The 22,704-nt window shown below is 46.9% G+C and carries 20 protein-coding genes and 2 pseudogenes; 9 read left to right on the forward strand and 13 right to left on the reverse strand.

The features are described from left to right. Positions 1-74 precede the first annotated feature (74 nt). The 6 genes from gorA to L876_RS0113380 all read left to right on the forward strand — a co-directional run bounded on the left by gorA (position 75) and on the right by L876_RS0113380 (position 6,723). The gene (gene gorA / locus L876_RS0113355; protein ID WP_028764269.1) at positions 75-1,430 is read left to right on the forward strand and encodes a glutathione-disulfide reductase; all 1,356 of its coding nucleotides are present in this window, start codon (positions 75-77) and stop codon (positions 1,428-1,430) included. Between the two features lie 405 nt (positions 1,431-1,835). After that, positions 1,836-2,741, forward strand: a complete 906-nt coding sequence (gene rimK / locus L876_RS0113360) for a 30S ribosomal protein S6--L-glutamate ligase (RefSeq protein WP_028764270.1) — start codon at positions 1,836-1,838, stop codon at positions 2,739-2,741. Then, the gene (locus L876_RS0113365) at positions 2,741-3,766 is read left to right on the forward strand and encodes a succinylglutamate desuccinylase/aspartoacylase family protein (RefSeq protein WP_028764271.1); all 1,026 of its coding nucleotides are present in this window, start codon (positions 2,741-2,743) and stop codon (positions 3,764-3,766) included. Before rimK ends, L876_RS0113365 begins: the two co-directional genes overlap by 1 nt. Before the next feature lie 28 nt (positions 3,767-3,794). Beyond that, a complete protein-coding gene (locus tag L876_RS0113370; protein ID WP_028764272.1) occupies positions 3,795-4,223 on the forward strand; it encodes an ATP-dependent zinc protease family protein in 429 nt (142 codons plus the stop codon). A gap of 65 nt (positions 4,224-4,288) precedes the next feature. Continuing rightward, positions 4,289-5,656, forward strand: coding sequence for a magnesium transporter (locus tag L876_RS0113375; protein WP_037428723.1), 1,368 nt, complete (start codon positions 4,289-4,291; stop codon positions 5,654-5,656). A gap of 119 nt (positions 5,657-5,775) precedes the next feature. After that, positions 5,776-6,723, forward strand: a complete 948-nt coding sequence (locus tag L876_RS0113380) for a YeiH family protein (protein WP_028764274.1) — start codon at positions 5,776-5,778, stop codon at positions 6,721-6,723. Here L876_RS0113380 and L876_RS22915 read toward each other — a convergent pair. The 10 genes and pseudogenes from L876_RS22915 to L876_RS0113425 form a co-directional block, all read right to left on the reverse strand. Beyond that, positions 6,697-6,855, reverse strand: a complete 159-nt coding sequence (locus tag L876_RS22915; RefSeq protein ID WP_169731093.1) for a hypothetical protein — start codon at positions 6,853-6,855, stop codon at positions 6,697-6,699. The genes L876_RS0113380 and L876_RS22915 overlap by 27 nt on opposite strands. A 101-nt stretch (positions 6,856-6,956) precedes the next feature. Further along, a complete protein-coding gene (locus L876_RS0113390; RefSeq protein WP_028764275.1) occupies positions 6,957-7,646 on the reverse strand; it encodes a DJ-1/PfpI family protein in 690 nt (229 codons plus the stop codon). Positions 7,647-7,836: 190 nt separating this feature from the next. Further along, on the reverse strand, positions 7,837-9,015 hold the full coding sequence (locus L876_RS0113395) for a cyclic di-GMP phosphodiesterase (protein ID WP_028764276.1): 1,179 nt from the start codon (positions 9,013-9,015) through the stop codon (positions 7,837-7,839). 243 nt (positions 9,016-9,258) lie between these two features. After that, positions 9,259-9,468 carry a hypothetical protein gene (locus L876_RS0113400; RefSeq protein ID WP_028764277.1) on the reverse strand — a complete coding sequence of 70 codons (210 nt, stop codon included), beginning with the start codon at positions 9,466-9,468 and terminating at the stop codon, positions 9,259-9,261. A gap of 10 nt (positions 9,469-9,478) precedes the next feature. Continuing rightward, positions 9,479-10,216, reverse strand: a complete 738-nt coding sequence (locus tag L876_RS0113405) for a DNA-binding protein (protein WP_028764278.1) — start codon at positions 10,214-10,216, stop codon at positions 9,479-9,481. Between the two features lie 14 nt (positions 10,217-10,230). Then, positions 10,231-10,773, reverse strand: coding sequence for a hypothetical protein (locus L876_RS0113410; protein WP_028764279.1), 543 nt, complete (start codon positions 10,771-10,773; stop codon positions 10,231-10,233). Between the two features lie 15 nt (positions 10,774-10,788). Next, positions 10,789-11,472: an energy-coupling factor transporter transmembrane component T gene (locus L876_RS0113415; protein ID WP_028764280.1), complete on the reverse strand. Its 684-nt coding sequence runs from the start codon at positions 11,470-11,472 to the stop codon at positions 10,789-10,791. Next, positions 11,462-12,106, reverse strand: a pseudogene (locus L876_RS23295) (ATP-binding cassette domain-containing protein); the annotation flags it as partial. The gene L876_RS0113415 and the pseudogene L876_RS23295, both read right to left, overlap by 11 nt. A gap of 315 nt (positions 12,107-12,421) precedes the next feature. Further along, positions 12,422-12,877: pseudogene (locus tag L876_RS23300) on the reverse strand (ABC transporter ATP-binding protein); the annotation flags it as partial. A 12-nt stretch (positions 12,878-12,889) separates the two neighbouring features. Beyond that, positions 12,890-15,004 carry a TonB-dependent receptor gene (locus L876_RS0113425; protein WP_028764281.1) on the reverse strand — a complete coding sequence of 705 codons (2,115 nt, stop codon included), beginning with the start codon at positions 15,002-15,004 and terminating at the stop codon, positions 12,890-12,892. Between the two features lie 389 nt (positions 15,005-15,393). On the opposite strand from L876_RS0113425, the gene L876_RS0113430 reads away from it, so the two are divergent. Next, positions 15,394-16,752 carry an isochorismate synthase gene (locus tag L876_RS0113430; RefSeq protein ID WP_028764282.1) on the forward strand — a complete coding sequence of 453 codons (1,359 nt, stop codon included), beginning with the start codon at positions 15,394-15,396 and terminating at the stop codon, positions 16,750-16,752. Here L876_RS0113430 and L876_RS0113435 read toward each other — a convergent pair. Next, positions 16,749-17,498, reverse strand: a complete 750-nt coding sequence (locus L876_RS0113435; protein WP_028764283.1) for a substrate-binding periplasmic protein — start codon at positions 17,496-17,498, stop codon at positions 16,749-16,751. The two genes, L876_RS0113430 and L876_RS0113435, sit on opposite strands and share 4 nt — an antisense overlap. 243 nt (positions 17,499-17,741) lie before the next feature. Here L876_RS0113435 and L876_RS0113440 point away from each other — a divergent pair, with 243 nt between their 5' ends. Together L876_RS0113440 and L876_RS0113445 are read left to right on the forward strand one after the other, a co-directional pair. Next, the gene (locus tag L876_RS0113440; RefSeq protein WP_028764284.1) at positions 17,742-18,410 is read left to right on the forward strand and encodes a 7-cyano-7-deazaguanine/7-aminomethyl-7-deazaguanine transporter; all 669 of its coding nucleotides are present in this window, start codon (positions 17,742-17,744) and stop codon (positions 18,408-18,410) included. An 86-nt stretch (positions 18,411-18,496) separates the two neighbouring features. Further along, entirely contained in the window at positions 18,497-18,958 is a 462-nt protein-coding gene (locus L876_RS0113445; RefSeq protein WP_028764285.1) for a GNAT family N-acetyltransferase, read from the forward strand. Between the two features lie 207 nt (positions 18,959-19,165). Here L876_RS0113445 and L876_RS0113450 read toward each other — a convergent pair whose 3' ends face one another. Both L876_RS0113450 and L876_RS0113455 read right to left on the reverse strand, forming a co-directional pair. Beyond that, a complete protein-coding gene (locus tag L876_RS0113450; protein WP_028764286.1) occupies positions 19,166-21,307 on the reverse strand; it encodes a sensor histidine kinase in 2,142 nt (713 codons plus the stop codon). A gap of 1 nt (position 21,308) precedes the next feature. Continuing rightward, the gene (locus L876_RS0113455) at positions 21,309-22,691 is read right to left on the reverse strand and encodes a sigma-54-dependent transcriptional regulator (protein WP_028764287.1); all 1,383 of its coding nucleotides are present in this window, start codon (positions 22,689-22,691) and stop codon (positions 21,309-21,311) included. Positions 22,692-22,704: the final 13 nt, after the last annotated feature.

Consider the following 22,704-nt stretch of genomic DNA (forward strand, 5'->3'; position numbering starts at 1 on the left):
TTGAGCACTGGTTTACCATGCTTTTTACCCCTACAATGACCGCAATATGCAATGGTTCGAATTTGGAGAAAATGATGGCTCAACACTTTGACTATATCTGTTTAGGCGCGGGTAGCGGTGGAATCGCATCGGCGAACCGTGCCGCTATGCGTGGTGCTAAAGTGCTACTTATCGAAGCAAAGGCGCTTGGTGGTACCTGTGTCAATGTGGGCTGTGTGCCTAAAAAGGTGATGTGGTATGGTGCACAGGTTGCTGAAGCAATGCACCTGTATGCCAAAGATTATGGTTTTGATGTCTCCGTGAACCAATTTGACTGGAGTAAGCTGGTCGAAAGCCGCGAAGCCTATATTGAGCGCATCCACGGCTCTTACGATCGCGGTCTCGAAAACAACGGCGTGACCTTAGTGCGCGGTTATGGTCGCTTTATTGATAACCACACCATTGAAGTCAATGGCGAGCATTACACTGCCGATCATATCCTGATTGCAACGGGTGGCTCACCAACTATTCCTAACATTCCTGGCGCAGAGCATGGTATCGACTCAGATGGCTTTTTCGCCCTTAACGAACAACCTAAGCGCGTAGCTGTAGTGGGTGCGGGTTATATTGCGGTAGAAGTCGCTGGCGTGCTGCATGCCCTTGGCAGCGAAACCCATCTGTTTGTGCGTAAACACGCACCGCTCCGTAGCTTCGACCCAATGCTTAGTGAAGCCCTAATGGAAAGTATGGCGACCGATGGCCTTGCACTGCATACGCATAGCGTACCGCAATCTGTGGTTAAGAATAATGACGGTAGCCTAACACTGACCCTTGAAAGCGGTGAGCAATATCACGTCGACACCCTTATTTGGGCAATAGGCCGTAAGCCTTCAACCAATAACATTGGTATTGAAAATACCGACGTGAAACTTAGCGACAAAGGCTATGTCATTGTCGATGAGCAACAAAACACCAGCGCCAAGGGCGTGTATTGCGTCGGTGATATTATCGAAGGTGGTGTTGAACTAACCCCAGTTGCTGTTAAAGCGGGCCGTTTACTGTCAGAGCGCCTATTTAACGGCATGACTGACGCCAAAATGGATTACAGCCTCATCCCTACCGTGGTCTTTAGCCATCCAGCCATTGGAACCATGGGATTAACCGAGCCAGAAGCCATCGCGCAATTTGGTGAAGCCAACGTAAAAGTCTACACCTCTGGCTTCACTTCAATGTATACCGCCGTCACCGCTCATCGCCAAGCATGCAAAATGAAACTTATCTGCGCTGGCGACAATGAAAAGGTCGTGGGTATTCACGGTATCGGCTATGGCATGGATGAGATTTTGCAAGGTTTCGGTGTTGCCATGAAGATGGGCGCAACCAAGGCTGACTTTGATGCAGTAGTCGCTATCCACCCCACTGGCGCCGAAGAGTTCGTGACCATGAGATAAGCTTTTTTGGTAAAAAACGGCTAAATATTCACTATGCCCAACATCAAGCTTTGCTTAGTGTTGGGCATTTTTTTATCAATAACTTCGATGCACTGCGCCCCACACTTAACGATTAGCGTTTGTTATTGTTACGATAAAAATAATTAGCTTTCCAATTAAAGTTTTTCACCCTATTTTCGCGTCCTCGTTGGCTAGGCTAGTAAAAAAAATCGTAACAACACCATCGTACTTTTTATTGATAAATTAGACACTAGAGCCATTTTAGTGGCTATATTTATAACGCAACCCTTAGTGTAGACTGACCTAAGGTTAGCGATTATTTATCCAATTCATCGTCCAGCGCTAGTTGGACCAAATGCTCCACTCTCAACTAGATGAGAGTTAGATTTTTTAAGGAATGCACAAATGCGCATTGCAATTTTGTCTCGTGGTGAAAACCTATATTCAACCCGTCGCATGAAAGAGGCGGGAGAAGCTCGCGGTCATGTGGTCGATATCATCGACACTCTGCATTGCTACATGGATATTACCAGTAGTAATCCGACGGTACGCTATATGGGTGCAGTGCTACCACAGTACGATGCCATTATTCCTCGTATCGGTTCGTCAATTACGTTTTACGGTACCGCCGTGGTGCGTCAGTTTGAGATGATGGGCACGTTTTCAGTCAACGAGTCGGTGGCGATTAGTCGCTCTCGTGACAAACTACGCTCGCTGCAGCTGTTATCGCGTAAGGGCATAGGCCTGCCCCGCACCGGTTTTGCGAGCAAGCCAGATAAAATTCAAGATTTAATCAAGAATGTCGGCGGCGCACCTTTAGTGATCAAGTTACTCGAAGGCACACAGGGTATCGGTGTGGTATTAGCCGAGACCAATAAAGCAGCCGAGAGTGTTATCGAAGCGTTTATGGGGCTTAAAGCCAACATTTTGGTGCAAGAGTTCATCAAAGAAGCGGGCGGTGCCGATATCCGCTGTTTTGTGGTGGGCGATAAAGTTGTGGCGGCCATGAAACGTCAAGCGGCTGAAGGTGAGTTTAGATCTAACCTACATCGCGGCGGCGAAGCTCAACTCGTTCGCCTCACTAAAGAGGAGCGCGCGACAGCAATTAATGCTGCTAAAGCGATGGGGCTAAATCTGTGTGGTGTCGACATATTGCAATCGAACAATGGCCCAGTGGTAATGGAGGTTAACTCATCACCAGGACTTGAGGGCATTGAGAAAGCGACAGGTAAAGATGTGGCCGACCTAATTTTCCAATTTATTGAGAAAAAAGCTAAGCCTCACGCCAACAAAACACGCGGAAAAGGCTAATGAAAACCCCGTTAACCATTGGCGGGGTAGATATTCTCCCCGGAGAGCAAAGACAGCTAGAGCTGCCTGTAGCACGTTTATATACCGACACCGAAGTGTCGATGCCAGTGCATATTATTCGTGCCAAAAGGGATGGGCCTATCATCTTTGTTAGTGCTGCGGTGCATGGCGATGAACTCAACGGTATTGAAATTATTCGCCGTTTGATTCAGAGCCAAGTGAAGCTCACCAGGGGCACGCTAATTTTAGTGCCTATGGTAAATGTGTATGGCGTCTTAAATCAGAGCCGCTACATGCCAGACAGACGCGATCTAAACCGCTGCTTTCCGGGCTCACAAAAAGGTTCGCTTGCTGGACGCGTAGCTTATACCTTTTTAAATAGCATCGTTGCCCACTGTGATTATGGGATTGACTTGCATACGGGCGCGATTCATCGGTCTAACTTGCCACAGATTCGCGCCAATTTGGATGACGCCGACACCTTATCATTAGCACAAGCTTTTGGGGTGCCAGTGCTACTTAACTCCAATGTCCGCGATGGCTCATTACGCGAATCCGCCGTTAATAAGGGCGCACGAGTATTGCTGTATGAAGCGGGAGAGGCGTTACGTTTTGACGAATTGTCAATTCAAACGGGTGTTCGCGGCATTAAAAATGTGCTTTCAGCACTTGGTGTCATTAGAAAGCGCACCGGTCGTAAAAAAATTGAACCCTTTGTCGCTAACAAGAGCGACTGGACTCGTGCATCGGCCAGTGGGTTTGTCTGTGAATATGCCAAACTTGGTGCCTATGTGGAAAAAGGCGAGGTGTTAGCCGATATCAATAGCCCTCTGGGAGAGCTGATCCAACAAGTGACCTCGACGCGTGCGGGCATTATTATCGGCAAACAAAATATTCCATTGGTCTTAGAGGGTGATGCGATGTTCCATATCGCTTATTTTGGCGATTCAGCCGATGAAGTAATTGAACATATCGAAATCATGACAGATCAAATTATGCCGTTGTCGAATTCGATACAACCCTGAAAGACATGGTTAAAGGTATGAGTATTATATGAAGAAAATGATTATTGGTAATCTTGAGGCCTGTCATTTACCAGAACTTGGCATTAATGATTTGCATGTCCGTATCGACACTGGAGCAAAAACCTCCTCTTTGCATGTGGACAACCTCAAACGCATTAAAGTGGCTGGGCGTCCCTTTGTCGAGTTTGACCTGCATCCCGATATCTATAATTTGGAGCAGACGGTGCATTGTCGCGCGCCCCTGCATGACACGCGCCGGATAAAATCGTCTAATGGCGAAGTTGAACAGCGTTGCGTCATCAAAACCCTATTACAGCTAGGTGAAGACCAGTGGCCAATTGAGCTGACCTTAAGTAATCGCCAAGATATGAGTTATTTGATGTTACTCGGCCGTGAAGGCATGGGCGATAAAGTGCTCGTCGATCCCTCGGCCAGCTTTTTAATCAATGGCGAATAAAGGGTAAAGCGATGACCATCGCTCTACCGGCAAAGATGACCACGTCGTCCAATTAAGGAAGTAAGATGACAATGCCAGATCCAGCCCCCTTCGTCGAAGTCTTGGAGCAAGACCAGCTATTAGCGAAGGTGATTGACATTGTTAGTCACCAGGAAGAGACTCCTGCATCACTGGCCTTTCTGGGTGATTACAGCGATGGTGAACTGGCTGACCTATTGGAATCGGTAACGGATCAGTACCGTTCGCCTATTTGCCACAATATCCCCATCGATCGCGGTTGGCCCATATTGCATCTGTTGCATTATGAAACCGCTCGTCACGTTTTAAACCTGCTCACAGAGAAACAGATCAAAGGGTTGGCAGCAAGAGTATCTGAAATCGATATTCTTACCTTTGCCGAAATACTGCCAAACGAGGTAGTTGAAGACTACCTTGACCATCAAGAGTCTCTGACCACAGAGCAGATGCAACAAGCACTGCGCTATCAAGATGAGGCAGTGGGTCGTTATCTCAACAGTGATATTTTACGCTCTCGCCCCACCGCCTCTGTGGGGCGGGTATTAGAGCGGCTCGCAAAAATAAAGAGCCGAGAAATAGTCGCTATTTATTCGGTAGATGCTCAAGGCGAGTACCACGGCGCCTGCAATATGGAGCAGTTACACAGTGTGCCACCTGAAGCCCCATTGTCACAGATTCTCTGCGATGTTGAGCTGGTCAATGATGAGGAAGATATCACCAAAGCCGCCCAGAACCTTAACCCTACAACCGGCTTTGCCTGGTTTCCCGTTGAAAAAGAGGGCAAGATCATCGGCGCCATTGCAGTGTCAATTTTGATGCAACGCTTAAAAGAGCGAAGCCTTGAAGTGCTCGCCTCAGACACCGCCCAAGACGAAGAGGATCTGTTTACCCCTGTCTCTGTGGCGGCAAAAATGCGCGCAATTTGGCTCACGACTAACCTATTAACCGCCTTTTTAGCCTCTTGGGTCATCGGCTTGTTTGGTGATGCTTTGCAACAAGTTGTAGCGCTGGCCATTTTAATGCCAGTAGTCGCCAGTATGGGCGGCATTGCAGGCAGCCAAACCTTAGCGGTGGCACTGCGCGGTATTGCACTGAATCACTTAAGTCGCAGTAACCTTAGGTTATTGTTAGATAAAGAGTTAAAAATTGCTGCCTTTAATGGGCTACTGCTCGGCGCACTCATTGGGTTAGTGGTCAGCTACTGGTTTTCATCAGTAGCACTTGGAGGCATTATTTTTGTCGCGATTGTATTTAACAGTTTAGCAGCCGCGTCATCAGGGACTGTTATCCCTTTTATTTTGAAGCAGATGAAAATAGATCCAGCCGTCGCGGGGTCAGTGATTTTAACCACGGTTACCGATGTTGTAGGCTTCTTTATCTTTTTAGGTTTAGGTAGTTTAATCCTATTAAATTGATGCTGAATCACCCAGAGATTAAGCAAAACTTAACCTCTGGGTAAGTGCAATTGAATTTCATCGAATATTATTAGCGACTATACTGCGATGCTTATTGGTCACACTGTATACAAGGCAAGATGAAGGCTCTATTTTCTCGACACGCTAATAGCGCAGCAACCGTGGTATTTATCGGCTTTTCACTGCTGTGTTTAACACCATTTATCTCATCGCCTATTGCGTTAATTCTTGGCTTTACCCTAGCCAGTTTAGGGTTTGTGCCAACACAGTTTAATCTCGCCAGTCTCACCAAGAAACTATTGGCTTACTCCATTGTAGGCTTAGGTTTTGGTATTCAACTCGATGCGGCAATAGAAGCCAGCATGGCCAATATCAGCCTGATATTAGGCTCCATCGTTTTTACCTTGATACTGGGTGCGCTACTGACCAAAGTACTGAAACTCGATGACAAACTTGGCCATATGATCTCAGCTGGTACCGCTATCTGTGGTGGCAGCGCCATTGCAGCAGTATCGCCCGCCATTAAGGCCAACAGCCAGCAAACCGCTATCGCTTTAGCGACGGTATTTGTACTGAACTCTATGGCGCTATTTCTGTTCCCAGCTCTTGGTCACCTACTAGAGATGAGCCAATATCACTTTGGAATATGGAGTGCGATTGCTATCCATGACACCTCATCGGTTGTCGGTGCAGCCTCCGCCTATGGTGATGAGGCACTGACAGTCGCCACCACGATTAAGCTAGCGCGGGCGCTATGGATTGTGCCATTGGCGTTGATCAGCGCGATGATATTTGGCGGGGATAAACGCAAACTCAATATTCCACTGTTTATCATCTTCTACTGTGTAGCGATTGCAACCGCTCACTATTTCCCTCAGGGAGAAGCGCTATATCAGCAGGTATTTGCGTTATCTAAACGCACCTTAGTTTTGTGTCTATTTTTTATTGGAGCGGGTATCACGATACAGCGGATGCGAGAAGCTGGCGCTAAACCTTTGCTTCTCGGCGTGCTGTTATGGTTGTCAATTGGGACGGGTTCGCTACTCTATATTCTCAACTTTAGCTGAGTCTTGATGCCATACTAAGGCTAGTATTGCGATAAAAGCACTAAGATCGATTAAAGCGCGCACTAATCCTGTAGTCAGCACAGAGGCCATCACAAAGACGACACAACAAAAAATAATTAACCACTGCTTCATTTCGCCTCCTTATGATTAGGCGGTTATAGAGAGTGGTTATTATTTATCAATCAGGCCAGCAGCAACAAATACCCGTTTTTACTAACAAATAGCCGAATCGGCTAAGGCGTCATTGACTCAACTGCGTAGGGATCATTCGCCGCATCACTGTTCCACTGATACTCGGTCAATCTCTCAATCCGACGAGCTTCAGCCTCACCACGCCGTTGACGGACATAAAATAACGCCGCATCGGTACCAGCTGAAACACCAGATGAAGTCAAAAAACGTCCGTCATCGACCCAACGAGCACTTGGCTGCCACAACGCCTGCTGTGACAAACTGGTAACCCATGAGAAAGCCATTTTGTTGGTGGTTGCACTCACTCCGTCAAGCAACCCTGCTTTCGCTAACAAGGCTGAACCAGTACAGACGGAAAATACCTTTTTAGACACGCTTGCCTGACGCCTAAGCCACGTTAACAAGGCTTCGTCATTGATCAATGTTCGCGTGCCTAACCCACCAGGAACCAACAACAGATCACAATCAACTACATCATCAAGCTGGTAATCTGTAACCACTCTGGGTCCTTGATAACTTCTCACTGTAGGGCTAGCACCAATCAGTTTAATCTGCACATTTTGCATGTGGCCTAACATCTCAATGGGCCCGTGAAGATCTAAGGTTTCATAGTCATCAAAAACTAAAGCTAATATTTTTAATGGTTGTTGTTGCGAAGCAAACAGTGATGGGGAAAGGGTAGCCGCAGCGAAAGTTAAGCCACCAGCAATTAAAAAATCACGTCGTTTCATTTAATTAATCCGTGTAAACAATCAGGAATGGACATCAGGTGCCGTCATGGTTCAGCGCGGGTGAGTATAGCTAAGCGAAGATAATGGCTTCATTGTTTGTTGCGGAGTTTGTCAGCGAGGCCACATTATCTGAATACCTGTGACCTCATCATACTGCCGACAAACTAAAAAATAGACGATTGCCCAAGGATTAATAAAAAGGTGAAGGATCAACCTCTAAGGTGCTGGGGGAAATGCCGCGCTCGATATGCAGTTCTGATTTACTCAAGTCGATCATAGCTACTTCAGTATAACGTTTATGCTTTATTGAATAGAAACACTTCAGTATTGGGTGCAAAGCATCTCTATCTTTGGCATCCCAAACGATACCAATTCGACCATCACAAAGCTGTACCAATGAGCCCACAGGATACACACCAATACAACGAATAAACTCATAAACCAGTTTTTCATCGAGATGGAACGGTGTCAGGCTAAGCAAAATTTTAAATGCGGCGGCCGGGCTCATTGCCTCTTTATAACAGCGGGTTGCCGTTAAGGCATCGAAGATATCAACAACACAGCTCATCCGCCCATGCAGCGTCAGTTCATCGCCTTTTAGGCCATTTGGGTAACCATTGCCGTCAATTTTTTCATGATGCATCAGACAGACATCTTGGCTAATTTGAGAGAGGCCTTCGGTTTCCGATAGTATCTCTTTGGCATGGACCTGATGCAGCTTCATATGCTCAAACTCTTCGGGTGTTAAACGACCTGGTTTGTGCAGAATTTTATTATCAACACGCACTTTACCAATGTCATGCAATATGCCGCCAACCGCGAGCTGTTTGAGCGCTTCACGTTCTAATTTTAAGTATTTACCAAATGTCACCAACAAAAAGGCGACGTTGATAGAGTGTTCAAGCAGGTAGGCATCTTTTGAACGCAGTGCAGAGATACACTTAAATGCATCGGCATCTAACATCACCGATTCAATCATGTTTTCCGCTAAGTCTTCGAAAGGCTCAACTTGTACAGCCTTACCATCAAAGGTCTCCGACAGAACCTTTTTTACTAAGCCTTTTGCTTCTTGCATTAATCGCTTAGCTTTCTCTTGAGACTGCTCTCTAGTGACTTTCTTCGGCTTTGTTGGCGGAGTGACGGACTTTTTCTTTAGGCCACAATCTTCCGATGAACGCTCAACATCGACCCAAACAAACTTAATGCCGTTTTTAGTGAGCTTACTAATAGCTTCACGGCTTTTTATCTGACCAGGGTTGGCGATATTGACCTTTCCTTGGCTATCGACAGCCGTGACAAACATACCTAAAGACAAACGTGGCACAGGTACTTTAATAACATCTGTTTTATTGCCAACTCTTTCGCCCATAAACCCCACTCAGATAGTAAAAATGCTCGAAATGACCCACACTCCCCCTCTATTCTAGTACGTCTAATACTTTAAGGCAGTGCGAGGTAGTCAATTTACGAGAAAATAGGGGGCTAATACTATGCCTAGCGGCGTTAAATCGCCAATAAATTTATGCAAACTTTCATTAATTTATTTAAGTTGTACAAGCCAAAACAAAAAAACCTTATACAGCAACAGCTAATATTAATCGGGTGACTCTTGTTATTGTGCTTCAGTGCACGTAATGCCATTCACTAACCAACGGCGACGAGTACAATTGACACAAGATCGCAATGTGTCATCAACCTGTTCATCCTCATCGTCGGCACAGAACTGGATACAACGTGATGCCACAAGCCGGGCCTGCCAATAATCATCATCAATAATATTCAATTGCCAAACATCCGCGACTAACCGAAAAATAGATCGCATATCAACTCCATCAATAATGTTGCAAGTGCTGCTTTAAGGCGTTACGCCAAATGCCGTCTTGAGGATAAACCAGCAGGCAAACCTGGTGGTCGTGATAAACGGCTTTGAGTTTGCCAGAGAGTGTCACTGATTCTTTAAAGCATAAAAACTGTCCAGTATGGGTGAGCACACTGTCGACTCCGGTTTGTTCTATCACCTCAGCTACCGAAAAAACCTGCTCACCATCTAATAAGCCTTTGAGCTTTACTTGTCCTTTGATGCGCCCATCGCTGCCCTGTAAACGCAAACCTAACCCAGCCAATGCACCAATGATCCCCTGCCCGGTGCCACCGTGCTCACTTAAGCTCACCTCTAACGCCTCCGCTAATCCGTAGGCCTGAGATTTAGTTTTCACACTTTGTTTTGCAGCAAGGCCAAAATCGATTAACGCCTGACGGTCAATATCTGATTGTAAGTCGAGTATTGCCAGACCAGGGTCTGCCGCAGTGGCACTTTCTTGCAATAAGTGCGCGACGGCGACGTCACGAATCTCAGCTAAAGAGAGGTGGGTGCGAACCTGAAAACACATCGCACTATTATGTGAGGTGTAAGGGATTTCGGGATGGACATAAAGTTGATGCCTTGTCACAAAACTACAGCGACTCAGTGGCTCACCGCTGATCAGCAGCGCTATCTCCTCGGCGATCTCTCCTGTGCCTTTTGTGCCTATATCATCGGTGTCATCAATACAGATCAACCAAGATTTCAATTTACCATTAAGCATTACTTTAACTCCGTATTATCTAATAGATCATGGCTTCTTAATCGCTGCAGTACAGGGGGGACTAACGTTGCGGCAAACACAGCAAACAGGCTGCCAAACAGTGCACTCTTAGCAAATTGCACTAGTGCCACGGCGATACTCATGCCCACAAGTAAATCTTCAATTAACCCCTTACTCGCCCACGCTAACGTTGCAACCAGCGCCAACATGATAAAACGCCATTTCAGACCGAGTAGTGTCGGCAGTATCAATAAACAGAGATCCATCGCTATGGCAGGCAAAGCAAACTTAAGCAGGATAAATGGTCCGCCTTTGCCCACACTCAACATCATCGCTAATAGCCCCGCCAACATGCCGCAAGCGCTTATCGCCCCCGCCTTGCCTACGGCCCCGTAGCAAATAAGATAAAAGAAACAGATCAAAAACATTGAATGACCTGTGATGCCTAGTTTTAGGCGTAACATCCCTTTAAGCGCCACCAATAATGTGGCACAGAACCCGATAAACAGTGCGTCATGTAGACTGAAACCTTTGTCACTCATTTCAATATTCCTTACCTAGTCAGGCCAATGGGTTGGTCTTTTATGGCTGCCAAAGCCACGGAGTTTGGCGGCCAATGCCATCTGCTTAGAGAGCTTTAACAATTGGATTAATAGCGGATACAGCACGCAGTAAATTAACTCCGGCCAATGCTTTGGATAACACAGTGCTTTGGCGGTGATATTGGCACCACGCATCACCTGCATTTGGTAAATCTCTCTGGTTTCTTTGGCCATATAGGGCAACAGGCTAAAGCTCGCTGCCATCACAAACGCCCACTTTCGAGGTAAACACCAACTAAGTACCTCACCAATGCGCTGAGGCGTGCAGACGATTGACAACCACCAACCTGGAATGATTGCCAGCATAATACGTGTCACCGCCAATCCTCCCTCATGCAAACGCTCTACGCCGTGGAGCAATAGATAGAGCATTGAGGTGATCAATAGTTGTATGGCGAAAAGCAACAGCAACCCACGTACTCTGCCACCTAAATAACGTCCATGCCCAAGCAAAGCAGCATTGATCAAAAGCAGGGGGATGAGTGCGGTATTGGGGACAAAAAATGCACCGCTGGCACAGCAGAGCGTCGCGACTATACATAGCGCACAGAGTTTAGCGCTGCGTACCACGTAATGAGGAGATGTTCGATCCCTTCCAGAGCGATCAAAAAACGGTGTTTTAACACGTTTAACCCACATCTTGATAACCATCAGAAACCATGCCATCGCAGTGCTTAAGAGCGACCTCACCGGCAAGCGACTCCGCGCGATAGCAGCGCAACGTCTGTTGAGCAATGCACCAGTAATGGTCCACGGCTAACTGAGGTTGAACACGATGATTGGAGAGTAAAATGGCACAGCCTTGCTGACTCAACTCATTAATGAGATCGACCACCACATCGACATAGCGGCTATCTAAACCCGCAAACGGATCATCAAGCAGCAAAAGTTTAGGCTGCAGGCACGCCAGAGAAGCCAAAGCGACGAGATGTTGTTGACCATAAGAGAGCGTATGAGGAGACAGGTTTGCCAAAGTGCTCAAGCCTAATTTGGTCAGCATGCCGATACCACGTTCTATTGGTAAGCCGTAACGCTTTAAGCTAAATTGCATCTCCTCAATCACCGTCGACTCAAACAATTGACGACTCGGCCTTTGGTGCAGTAGTGCTAAGGAGGCACCATAGCGTCCTAACTTAGGCCGCACACCCAGCACATTGAGATCCAGCGCCCCAATGTCAGATTGAATCCCCGCCAAGGCTTTAAGTAGTGTGCTTTTGCCGCTACCGTTGTCTCCGATAAGCGCAACCACCTCTCCTGGGTACAGGTTAAGCCCACTCGAATGGAACAGTAACTTGTTGTCGTTAAACTGCAATGTCAGTGCTTTGCTAACGACCACTGGCGCTAACAATGACAGGTCTCGGCGCCTGTTTAACCCAGGCAGTTGGCAGACAGATATAACCGGCTCATCACATGGTTGATAAGAGATTAACTTTCCGCCACTCAACATCCACCTGTGAGTCACACATTGGCTAAAAGCCCCTCGGTGATGCTCAACAATCACAATCGCCATACCACGGCGTTGCAACTCAAACAGCAGCTCAGTGAGCTCATCGACACCTTGATTGTCTAATTGTGCCCAAGGTTCATCTAGCAGTAATATTTGGGGGGACGACACCAGTTGTGCGGCAATCATTAAGCGATAGCGCTGACCCAGCGATAAGTTGGCAATTGGCGTATTTAAAGCGACATACAGCCCCGCCTGTCGCAAAGCATGCGCCACCAAATCAATCATCTTATTGCTGGGTACACCGCTGTTTTCCAGCGCAAAAGCCACTTCAGCCCCAACAGTTTGGCGCAGCAGCTGCACATTAGGATCTTGCATCACAACGCCAATTGAGCATGGCTGTTGGCAAACTCTCTCACCGGAAAAAGGCCGGGAGAGTACGCCAACTAGCAGCTTTAGCAGGGTCGACTTTCCTGAGCCCGTTGACCCATGGATGAGGTGACACTCTCCCTGACGTAGCTGTAAGCTAAGCTCATCAAAGAGCTCGCCGATTGCAGCCTGATAGCCAAAACTTATCGCTTTGAGCTCAAGTAAACACATAATGATAACGCTTTACAGCTGCCAATTAAGGCCGACAAACACTTGTCTACCCGCTTGAGGTAATCCCTCGCTCTGGTAATAGTGCTCATCAAACAAATTGGTCGCTCTGAGGTAGAGCTCTAGGTTATCACCCATAATTGGCTGGATGAGGTTCAAATCCACCAAGGTGTAATCGTCTAGATCCTGTTCAACCAGCATATTCTGCCCCGCAACTTTTTGCTGCAGATGGTAAACTTGCCCCACAATATGCTCGACATTGAGGTTGAGGCGCAGTGCAAATGGCAACTCATAATCGGCTTGTACTCTAAACTGATGGCGTGGGCGATATGCTAATGTCTCTAGCCCTGGCGTGGCATCTTTATCTTCAGTATCAAGAAAGCTATAGGCAAAGGTCACGGCTAGCTTGTCGATACTTTGGTTACGTAACGACAGATCGATACCCTTAAACTGATAACGCCCCATATTTTGATAGACACCGCCTAAATCTTTGGCGATATAGTTTTTGGTGTCGGTATAGAAGCCCGCTAAATGAAGGTCGGTACTCCAAGCAAAGTTTTGCGCCATGCTTAATTCAACATGCTCAGATGTCTCAGCCACCAGAGCATCATTACCTGAAGAGAGTGAGTAAAGGTTTCTCATCGACGGAAAACGTACTTTACGCGCCAGCCCAAGGTTGACCCGGGTATCATCGGCAACCTGCCAATAACCCGCCGCTTGTGCTGAATAGTCCGTTTCATCATCACTAACACGCTCTTGCTGGTGTGCTGCAGCGCCTAAGGTTGCGCCTAGCTGATCTTGCTGATACTGATATTCCGCAGCCAAGGTGTATAGCCACGCCGCATCATCAAACGATTCATTCGATGAACCGCCATTACCGCCGCCGGAACCAGAACCACCGCCATTGCCTCCACCAGAACCAGAACCACCGCCATTACCGCCACCTGAACCAGAACCACCGCCATTGCCTCCACCTGAACCAGAACCAGAGCCACCAGCACCACTGTTGCTGCCCGATGTTGTTTCTACAACCGGCTTGCTACTGGTTGACTGCCAGCTTTGACGCTCAGCAATCAAGGAACTCGTTAACAGATGCCCTTGCTCCAAATCAGCAACTAACTGCAGATTACCACCACTCACAGTAGACCGGCCGTCCTGAGTTTGTTGCATCAAGGTGTAATGGCTATCGGTATAGCGATTCTCTATCACGTCAGTTTGATTTTGATAAAGAAAACCCCGCAAGGTTAATTGATCGAACTTGTGCGCCATGCCCAACTGAATCGTCTGCGATTGATAATCATCGACACGCTCGAACTTAGGTTTCCCAGTACTGGAGCCATCGATGGCTGGCTTACCCCAATCACCGCTACGCAAACTGACATTTGCCATCAATTGAGTGCGGTCCGACAACCAATAACTTCCCTGAGCAAATAGACTATTGATGGTTTTGTCTGAGTTAAGGCGTGTATCACCAGACTGCAACGCGGTATCATAGTGATCACTGGATATGGGCCAGCCATCGGTCTGCTGACGCGATAGTGACATCAAACCCTGCCAACGTGCACCAGAGGAAGCGGCGGTGATATCGCCATTAAAAGTATTATTGTCAGCAGCTTCTAAATGCCCAGATAACCTAGGCGCATCATCGCCCTGCTTAGTCCGAATATTGATCACACCGCCCGCGCCACCAGGGCCATACAACACAGATGTGGGGCCAACGGATACCGTGACTGACGCTATTTGGCTAGCAGGGATAACACTGGGATCAAACTGCCCATCTTCGGCACCATTAGCGGGCACGCCGTTAATTAAGTAGATCACATGACGTGCTTTAAAACCGCGAATATCGACCCTAGGAGTTCCCTGTCCACCGGTTCTGACATAGACACCGGGAGCATTCTTTAGGATCTGATCTAGACTTTGGGCACCTAGCTCACGAATCTCCTCTTCAGAGATACTCCATGTGGTGGTGGTCTGCTCAAGTGGTGTCGGCCTTTCACCCGTAACAACGATCACCTCAGAGACATCTAAAATGGGATCGCGGGCCGTCTCAGCGGCATTCACAAAAGGGCTTAAAGTGATGGCTGACGCCACCATAGAAAGTTTGATAAGTTTTTGATTTGTTTTCATTACAGGCACTGTTATTGATCTAATAGCCCATATTGTTGGAGGGATCCATAAAGCGCAGCAAGCAAACAAAAACCAAAAACCAACCTAGATCGACTAATTTAAACATTGGGAGTGGGTGATTGATAATTGTCGGGACAGAATGTCCAAGCAAAGTATAAGGTCAGACAAAAGTTCTCAGTGTCAGCTACCACCGTCACTGCCTAGAAGAGAAGAGGATTTCTTGGCCAAGCTCACAGCTTACCTCCCTGTAACTTGACACTTTTTTGCTAGGATATTAGTTTGTGGTAAAGATTCTTATTTCCAATACAGAGTAAGTCTGTTCACTATCGGCTCCGCGGTTGCTTTGCACCGCATGCATCGACACTAAAGTAATAAGGTTGGAATATTCATTGAGCGTTTTCTCGCTATCACAGGCTATACAATCTTTAGTCAGCAAACTTGAGCGACTCGACATACATCAACATGGCGAACCTATTATTCAGGTGTCCGTGCCTGTATGCCCTTTGCCGACGATTGCGTGGTTAGCCAGCCAACCTTGTTATCCGCGTATTTACTGGAGAGGTCGTGACACCCAAGAGGAAGTGGCGGCGATAGGATCCTGTAAAGACTTTATTTTTGAAGATGCTGTAGACGATAACCAGCTCTCCTTGGCTTATCAGCAGCAACGAGCACTATCCACCAATCAAGATATTCGCTACTACGGCGGGGTTGCCTTTGATCGTGATACCGATTGCTGGCCAGAGTATGGTAAAGCGCATTTTGTGCTGCCACGACTCGAGTTAAGACGCAGCGGCCATGACTATAAATTGGTGATCAACCTCAACATTGAAAACGAAGAGATAGAGCAGGAGCGTCAAAACGCGTTGCAAGCTCTGCAACAGTTAGCATCGCCTTCACCGCTTTCACCACCAAACAAGATTCACCTGCTCAGCCGCAGTGATCGTCCCGATCACCGCCGCTGGACTGAGCTCGTTAACCAAGTCACTCACGAAAAATTTATTAAACAGACCCCAAAAGTGGTCTTGTCACGGCTGACTCAGTTGGAGATTAACGAAAAGGTCGATCCCTGGATGTTGCTCGCCAGTTGGCAGGGACGAAACCAAAATAGTTTTCAATTTGGCTTCCAATTTAGCCCCGATAGCGCCTTTATCTCCTGCACACCCGAACGCCTCTATCGAAGACGTCAGCGCGAGCTGTTTACTGAAGCATTAGCAGGCACGACAACGCGTGGCCTCAATGAAGAAGAGGATGCGATGTTGGCGCAGCAGCTATTGGATGACAGCAAAAACAGTCATGAGAATCAGCTGGTTCGAAAACATATTGTCGACGCTCTCACTCCGCTCAGTAACTATGTAGGTGCTGACGAATCGCCAAAAGTGTTTAAGCTCAGCCATATTCAACATCTTCACCGCGCGATTAGAGCCGAGTTGAAGGGCGGTGTTAACGACTTCCAAATTCTACAAGCACTCCACCCGACCCCTGCTGTAGGTGGTCTGCCAAAAGAGTCTGCAATTAATTTTATCAGGCAAAGAGAGGGCTACACCCGCGGCTGGTATGCGGGTGCCTGTGGTTACTTTAACAAGCATGAAAGCGAGTTTGCCGTGGCAATCCGTAGCGCCTTGATTGAGCCAGGTCGCATCAATCTATTCGCTGGGGCAGGCATAGTGTCAGGGTCTGAGGCTGATGCGGAGTGGCACGAGTTAGAAAACAAACTCGCCACGATTTTGTCTATTTTGACAGAAGTTTAGTCACTACGTGCTTTTGCTACCCGCTCTCTATCAGAGACATAACGTTTAAAGATCTGTTCAATGTCACCGCTTTTAATAAGCTGTTGCATCTGCTTATCAAATCTCACTTTGAGTAGCTTACCTTTCTCGGTTTGCGGGAATACAAAATAGACAGCTGGATTCAGTACATTTTCAATGATGACATATTGCCGAGGGTGGTCGAGATGACTGGCGAGTGAGATCATCGAACGTTTGTAGTCGAGCAAAGCATCTATTTTCCCATCATTAACATGGTTCAGCATTAATAACAGCTCACTGCTCTCTTCATAGTACATAGGGACACTAATGAAGCTGTCAAAACGATACGCTAGCATCGCCTGCACCTTTTTTTGCTTTAGACTGGTAATATCTTTCCAAACAGCAGCAAGTTCAGGGGTTACCGCCGCATCCACGCGATCGACCTCAACGGGTATCTCGCTGTAATAGCTAGGATCGACATCACCACGATAAAAACCTAGCCCCACATCAACACGCTGTTGATTGACTAAAAATAGCGCCCTAGAAAAAGGCACGATATCCAATTCCAACTGATAATCAGGCTCGGGGAATACATGCCGCAGTAGGTCAATATAATAACCAGTTCCATCAAGGTTACTGTATTTAGGCCAGTGATCGGTCACCGCATTAATTGTCACTGGTGCTGCACCTAACAGCGACAATGGCCAGCAAATAAGCAATATTAACCACCACCTAGCAAACTGCTGCATCTAACACCTCAAAGTAGACCTGCAATCCATTTAGTTTAGAACGCATTATGAAGTTAGGTCGCTCAATTTCTCAAAAACATTGCCACAAAGTTAGCGCTTACCGCTTGCTCATTTTTAATCCTCCACTATAATCTTCCGCCCTAACCATAAGAAGCCATCCAAATACCAAACATTTCGATGGACACCATAATTTAATCAAGCGGGTTCCCTCACCCCGCATCAACCCATTAAAAAGGCCACAAGATGTTAATGCTAACACCTGCACAAATAAAACGTGCTTTACTGCTATTGGTGAGTTTCCATATCCTCATCATCTCGACAAGCAACTACTTAGTTCAGCTTCCATTTCAAATATTCGGTTTCCATACCACCTGGGGAGCATTTAGCTTTCCATTTGTCTATTTGGCGACAGATTTAACCGTGCGAATTTTCGGTCAACAGGCTGCCAGAAAGATCATTCTCAGAGCTATGCTACCGGCCCTAGTGATCTCCTACCTAATGGGAGTGCTGTTCCATCAAGGTAGTTTTCAAGGCGGGCAAGCGCTGGCCGAGTTTAATAGCTTTGTATTTCGCATCGCCTTTGCCAGTTTTGCTGCTTACTTAGTGGGTCAGCTGATGGATATCACAGTGTTTGCCAAGTTGCGCCAAGCAAAAGCCTGGTGGGTGGCCCCAGCCGCATCAACTATCATAGGTAACCTTATTGATACCTTAGTCTTTTTTGGCTTGGCTTTTTACGCCTCAACCGATCAATTTATGGCAACACATTGGCCTGAAATCGCGACGGTTGACTACGGCTTCAAACTCATCGTCAGCCTGGGCTTATTTCTTCCCGTCTACGGTGTACTACTAAAGCTCCTACAGGAGAGAATTTTGCGTGTCGATGGGGAAAATTCGACCAACACACTGGCCTGACCAGTTGTTTTGCTATATCATCGCGGCTCTCAAATTTTGACCACATTTTTGTGCCGCCTTTTTTGGCGTATTTATCAGGAGATAAGATGTATCACATCACCATAGAGCGCCATACTCAGATCACCGACACTCAGCTACTCGCACTGATTGAATTGAATCGCGCTATACCTGAGTTTGAATCTCGCTATACATTGGCAGACTACCAGCAACGTCTGCAGAACAAGCCTGCCTTACTGCAATTTATCTATGTTGAAGGTGAACTGGCAGGATTTAAGCTAGGTTACAGTGAAAAAACGGGACAGTTTTATAGTTGGCTTGGAGGCATCTTACCTGACTTCAGACAGTTAGGGCTGGCAAAAACATTGTTAGTCGATCAGGAAGCATGGGGCAAAGACAACGGCATAAGCCACATTGAAGTCAAGACTTACAATCGATTTGCTACCATGCTGCAGATGTTGATCCGCCAAGGCTACCAGATTGCCGCACTACAAAGTGCCACAAATAAAATTGATGATAATAAACTGATTTTAAACAAGTTGATTTGCTAAAGAGACTATTGGAGCAATCTTTACATTAAAAGAGCTTGCAGAACCAAATGATAATGATTACTATTTACATGCGTTCCAAAGCTCAGTAATTTAAGCACTTCATCTCTGCTTAATCCCATTGAGTTCGCAAGCACAACATTGCTCACACACTCTTTGTGGCCGGAATATTACTATTCCGGCTTTTTTTTGTGCCTAATTTGAGCACTCTTATTTCGCGGTACGTTTCTTATTAATACTGCTGGAGAAATGCAGTCCTTCATAGGGTGGATTAAACTGATCATCAATGGCCTTATGATAAAGTCCTATGGTAAACAGGGTGCCCTTACCCACAGTCGAACTCACCTCTATAGTCCCGCCGATGCGCTTAATAATGCCGTAACTGAGTGATAAACCTAAGCCGGTACCATCCTTACGGGTGGTGTAAAATGGATCAAAAATACGCCCTAATTGCTCTTCGGGTATCCCTTTCCCTTCATCTTCAATCTCGATCTTTACCCCAATCGGCTCACCGTGAAGTACCCAGTCGTAAGTTCGGATCCAGATCCGACCCTGACCATCCATCGCATGCGCTGCATTGACCACTAAGTTTATCAACACCTGCAAGAGCTGCGGACGGTTGACTTCAATAGGGTAACTGGCGGTTAAATCTTGAATCAGGACCACTTGCTGCTTCTGAATTGAATGCCTCACTAGCACCATCATCTCATCGATAATCGGGGTGAGTTGGTGCATCTCCAATGGCGCATTAAATTCACCAGGTCGGCTGTACTGCAACAGACTACGAATAATGGTACTGATACGACCCACTTGCTGGATCACGATGTCAATCTCCTCCTCGACATCTTCAGCTTTATCTCCTAACTCAAACTTAAGTAACTCCATATTACCTAAAATCACCGCTGTGGGATTATTGATCTCATGGGCAATACCCGCAGTGAGCTCTCCTAATGCGGTCAATTTTTCATTGGTCACTAGCTGCTGACGTGTTTCATTCAGCAAGGCGACGTTACGTTGGAGTTCGTCGGTTTTCTCTTGCAAGCTGCGGGTGCGCTCTTCAACTTTTACCTCAAGTTGTTCGGCTGCCGCTTGGATCTGGGTATTACGACGTTGTAGTAGGTCCAACATACGATCAAACTGCTCTGCGAGGTTAGATAGCTCATTGTCACGTTCCAACCCTAATGACCCGATACGCAAATTTCTACCTGACTGCACCGCCTTCACCACATGGTGAATGCGTTCAATCGGCTGCAGCAAGCTGTATGCACCGCGATACACTAACAATCCCGACACCAGTAATACCAGCATCAAGATGGTGCCCAACTCAATGATGTTCAATAGATAGTTATGGATAAAGGGCGATTCTGAAAAGCCGGTATAGATCATCCCAATACGCTCACCCCGTATATCTTGCAGCGGGGCGTAAGCGGAGATGAACCAATCGTTATAGACAAATGCTCTGTCGACCCACAATAGGCCCTGCACTAACACTTTTTGCCGTACCTCTTCAGACACTAAGCTGCCTAGGGCGCGGCCCTGCTTCTCAGTACCTTGAGGGAAGAAATGCAAGGGTACATTGGTGCTAATACGGGTATTATCGAGAAATATGGTCACCGTACCGATTGAACGCTCTGGCAATGTACCTTTGTCATAAACCAGATCGCGAATATGATCGACAATACGAATATCGCGATTGAGCAAAATGCCACCATCAAGATACCAACCGATTGAGCCATCACTGCCCACAATTGGCAGTAGACTGCGGCTTAACATGCCACGCTTCTCGCTCTCTTTACTTGGCTTTTGTGAGCGCGGTGTATCAACCAACTTAACCACGGCATCAATCGCCAGTTGAGGGTCGAGCCGAGAAAGTCGCTGCGGCTGCAGTACCATCAAGCCCGAAATCGCCTCATTATTCTCAATTTTAGGCAGCATAACCCGGAGATCGGGATCAGCAGCGGCTTCAGACACGCTAACAAGACGTAAGAAGTCGAGGTTTAATCTCTCTTTTTTTATCGCTAATAGTGTGTTTATTTGTTCACGAGTCTGGCGAGTATTTGTGTTAATATCTCTAAACTCATTTTGGAATTCCCACGATGCCTTCACCAACTCAAGTTGATTCTCTTGAGTATCTTGCACAGACACCAAGGTATTGCTGGCTACCGTTAAATCAGCCTTTACCTTCATAAATAGCTGCTTACCTGTGTAGCTAATATTCCAGTAGATGGTAATAAACACTAAGCTGACTAAGGTCAGTAAGATTGGCAATAAGGTCAAAATCAAAATGCGATAACGCACTTTGGCCTGCATTTGCTGCCAATTAACACCAAAAATACGAGGAAAAAATGACATATTACTCTTCCTCGTTTTGACTAACGTCAAACCACTCTTTGTATTTACGATCGAGCGTCTTTCTCGACACCCCAAGATCCCTTGCTGCTGCAGATTTATTACCTTGATGTAGATCGACCACTTGGGTTACATGGTGTTTCTCAACCTCTTTAAGCGTCCAATCGAGCGGGTAACCTGACTCTCCAAGTACATCCGCTTTAGGTTGCTGTTTCCAATATTCCGCCGGAGGCTTACCCAGTAAAATACAGCGCTCAATCATATTACGCAGCTCTCGAATATTACCCGGCCATTCATGCTGTTGCAGCTTGAGCATATCTTCGTGGCTCCAAACCACCTCTTTCACCCCTAATTCAGCCGCCAATTGACGTGTAAAATGATGGGTTAACTCAACGACATCATCAGGGCGATCACGCAAAGGCGGAATCACAATATCCAGTACGTTAAGTCGATAGAACAGATCTCGCCTGAAGTTACCCGCTTCAACCTCATCGGCTAACTTACGGTTGGTGGCCGCGAGCACGCGCACATCGATATTAATCTCTTTTTCACTGCCCACTGGACGTATGGTTCTTTGCTCCAGCACCCTGAGTAGTGCTGTTTGCATCTTAAGTGGCATCTCGCCAATCTCATCGAGAAAAATAGTCCCGCCAGATGCAAAGCTAAACAGCCCCTCACGGTTACCTTTAGCGCCGGTAAACGAGCCTGCCGCATGGCCAAAAAGCTCACTTTCTAATAGCTCTGGGGCAATCGCACCACAATTGACGGGCACAAACGGGCCTTGGCGACCACTGAGCAGATGCAGCTGTCGAGCGACTAACTCTTTACCCGTACCCGACTCACCTTCAATCAAGATAACGGCATTGGTGGGGGCGACGCGTTCAATAACATGCTTCACTTCCATCATCGCGTCACTGCTACCGATAATGGTGGAGGATTGACCGATGGACACCTCACGACGAAGCATCAAATTCTCACGTTTAAGCAAGCGACGTTCAATGCAGCGGTCTACCGCCTTCATCATCTGCTCTAGGTGAAATGGCTTCATAATAAAGTCTGACGCGCCAGCCCGCAGCGCTTTAATCGCCACATCCATATCGGCATAGCCTGTCATGAAAATGATGTCAGAGCGACGCTCCTGATCATTGAGCGCTTCATCCCACTCAATACCTGAACGGCCCGGTAGACGAATATCGACAATTAAGAGATCGAAATGACAACGGCTACGTAACTGCTCGGCGTCTTCTACACTGCCAGCGGTCTCAACGAGGGCAAACTTTTTAGATAGGGCTTTCTTTAAAAAGCTACGCATCCCTGGCTCATCGTCAACGATTAACACAGATACGGCAGATGGTAGCGGCTTCATCTCTTTATTTGATTGGCTCATATTGTCTTCTTTG

The sequence above is a fragment of the Shewanella colwelliana ATCC 39565 genome (genome assembly GCF_000518705.1).
In the GTDB taxonomy this organism is placed as follows: domain Bacteria; phylum Pseudomonadota; class Gammaproteobacteria; order Enterobacterales; family Shewanellaceae; genus Shewanella; species Shewanella colwelliana.

Excerpts from the sequence above, each read along its gene's own strand:
- rimK (WP_028764270.1), top strand. The coding sequence starts at position 1,836 with ATGCGCATTGCAATTTTGTCTCGTGGTGAAAACCTATATTCAACCCGT.
- L876_RS0113425 (WP_028764281.1), bottom strand. The coding sequence starts at position 15,004 with ATGAAAACAAATCAAAAACTTATCAAACTTTCTATGGTGGCGTCAGCC.
- L876_RS0113410 (WP_028764279.1), bottom strand. The coding sequence starts at position 10,773 with ATGAGTGACAAAGGTTTCAGTCTACATGACGCACTGTTTATCGGGTTC.
- L876_RS0113455 (WP_028764287.1), bottom strand. The coding sequence starts at position 22,691 with ATGAGCCAATCAAATAAAGAGATGAAGCCGCTACCATCTGCCGTATCT.
- L876_RS0113395 (WP_028764276.1), bottom strand. The coding sequence starts at position 9,015 with ATGGGCGAAAGAGTTGGCAATAAAACAGATGTTATTAAAGTACCTGTG.
- L876_RS0113415 (WP_028764280.1), bottom strand. The coding sequence starts at position 11,472 with ATGTGGGTTAAACGTGTTAAAACACCGTTTTTTGATCGCTCTGGAAGG.
- gorA (WP_028764269.1), top strand. The coding sequence starts at position 75 with ATGGCTCAACACTTTGACTATATCTGTTTAGGCGCGGGTAGCGGTGGA.
- L876_RS0113370 (WP_028764272.1), top strand. The coding sequence starts at position 3,795 with ATGAAGAAAATGATTATTGGTAATCTTGAGGCCTGTCATTTACCAGAA.
- L876_RS0113390 (WP_028764275.1), bottom strand. The coding sequence starts at position 7,646 with ATGAAACGACGTGATTTTTTAATTGCTGGTGGCTTAACTTTCGCTGCG.
- L876_RS0113375 (WP_037428723.1), top strand. The coding sequence starts at position 4,289 with ATGACAATGCCAGATCCAGCCCCCTTCGTCGAAGTCTTGGAGCAAGAC.
- L876_RS0113435 (WP_028764283.1), bottom strand. The coding sequence starts at position 17,498 with ATGCAGCAGTTTGCTAGGTGGTGGTTAATATTGCTTATTTGCTGGCCA.
- L876_RS0113365 (WP_028764271.1), top strand. The coding sequence starts at position 2,741 with ATGAAAACCCCGTTAACCATTGGCGGGGTAGATATTCTCCCCGGAGAG.
- L876_RS0113445 (WP_028764285.1), top strand. The coding sequence starts at position 18,497 with ATGTATCACATCACCATAGAGCGCCATACTCAGATCACCGACACTCAG.
- L876_RS0113450 (WP_028764286.1), bottom strand. The coding sequence starts at position 21,307 with ATGTCATTTTTTCCTCGTATTTTTGGTGTTAATTGGCAGCAAATGCAG.
- L876_RS0113440 (WP_028764284.1), top strand. The coding sequence starts at position 17,742 with ATGTTAATGCTAACACCTGCACAAATAAAACGTGCTTTACTGCTATTG.
- L876_RS0113380 (WP_028764274.1), top strand. The coding sequence starts at position 5,776 with ATGAAGGCTCTATTTTCTCGACACGCTAATAGCGCAGCAACCGTGGTA.
- L876_RS22915 (WP_169731093.1), bottom strand. The coding sequence starts at position 6,855 with ATGAAGCAGTGGTTAATTATTTTTTGTTGTGTCGTCTTTGTGATGGCC.
- L876_RS0113400 (WP_028764277.1), bottom strand. The coding sequence starts at position 9,468 with ATGCGATCTATTTTTCGGTTAGTCGCGGATGTTTGGCAATTGAATATT.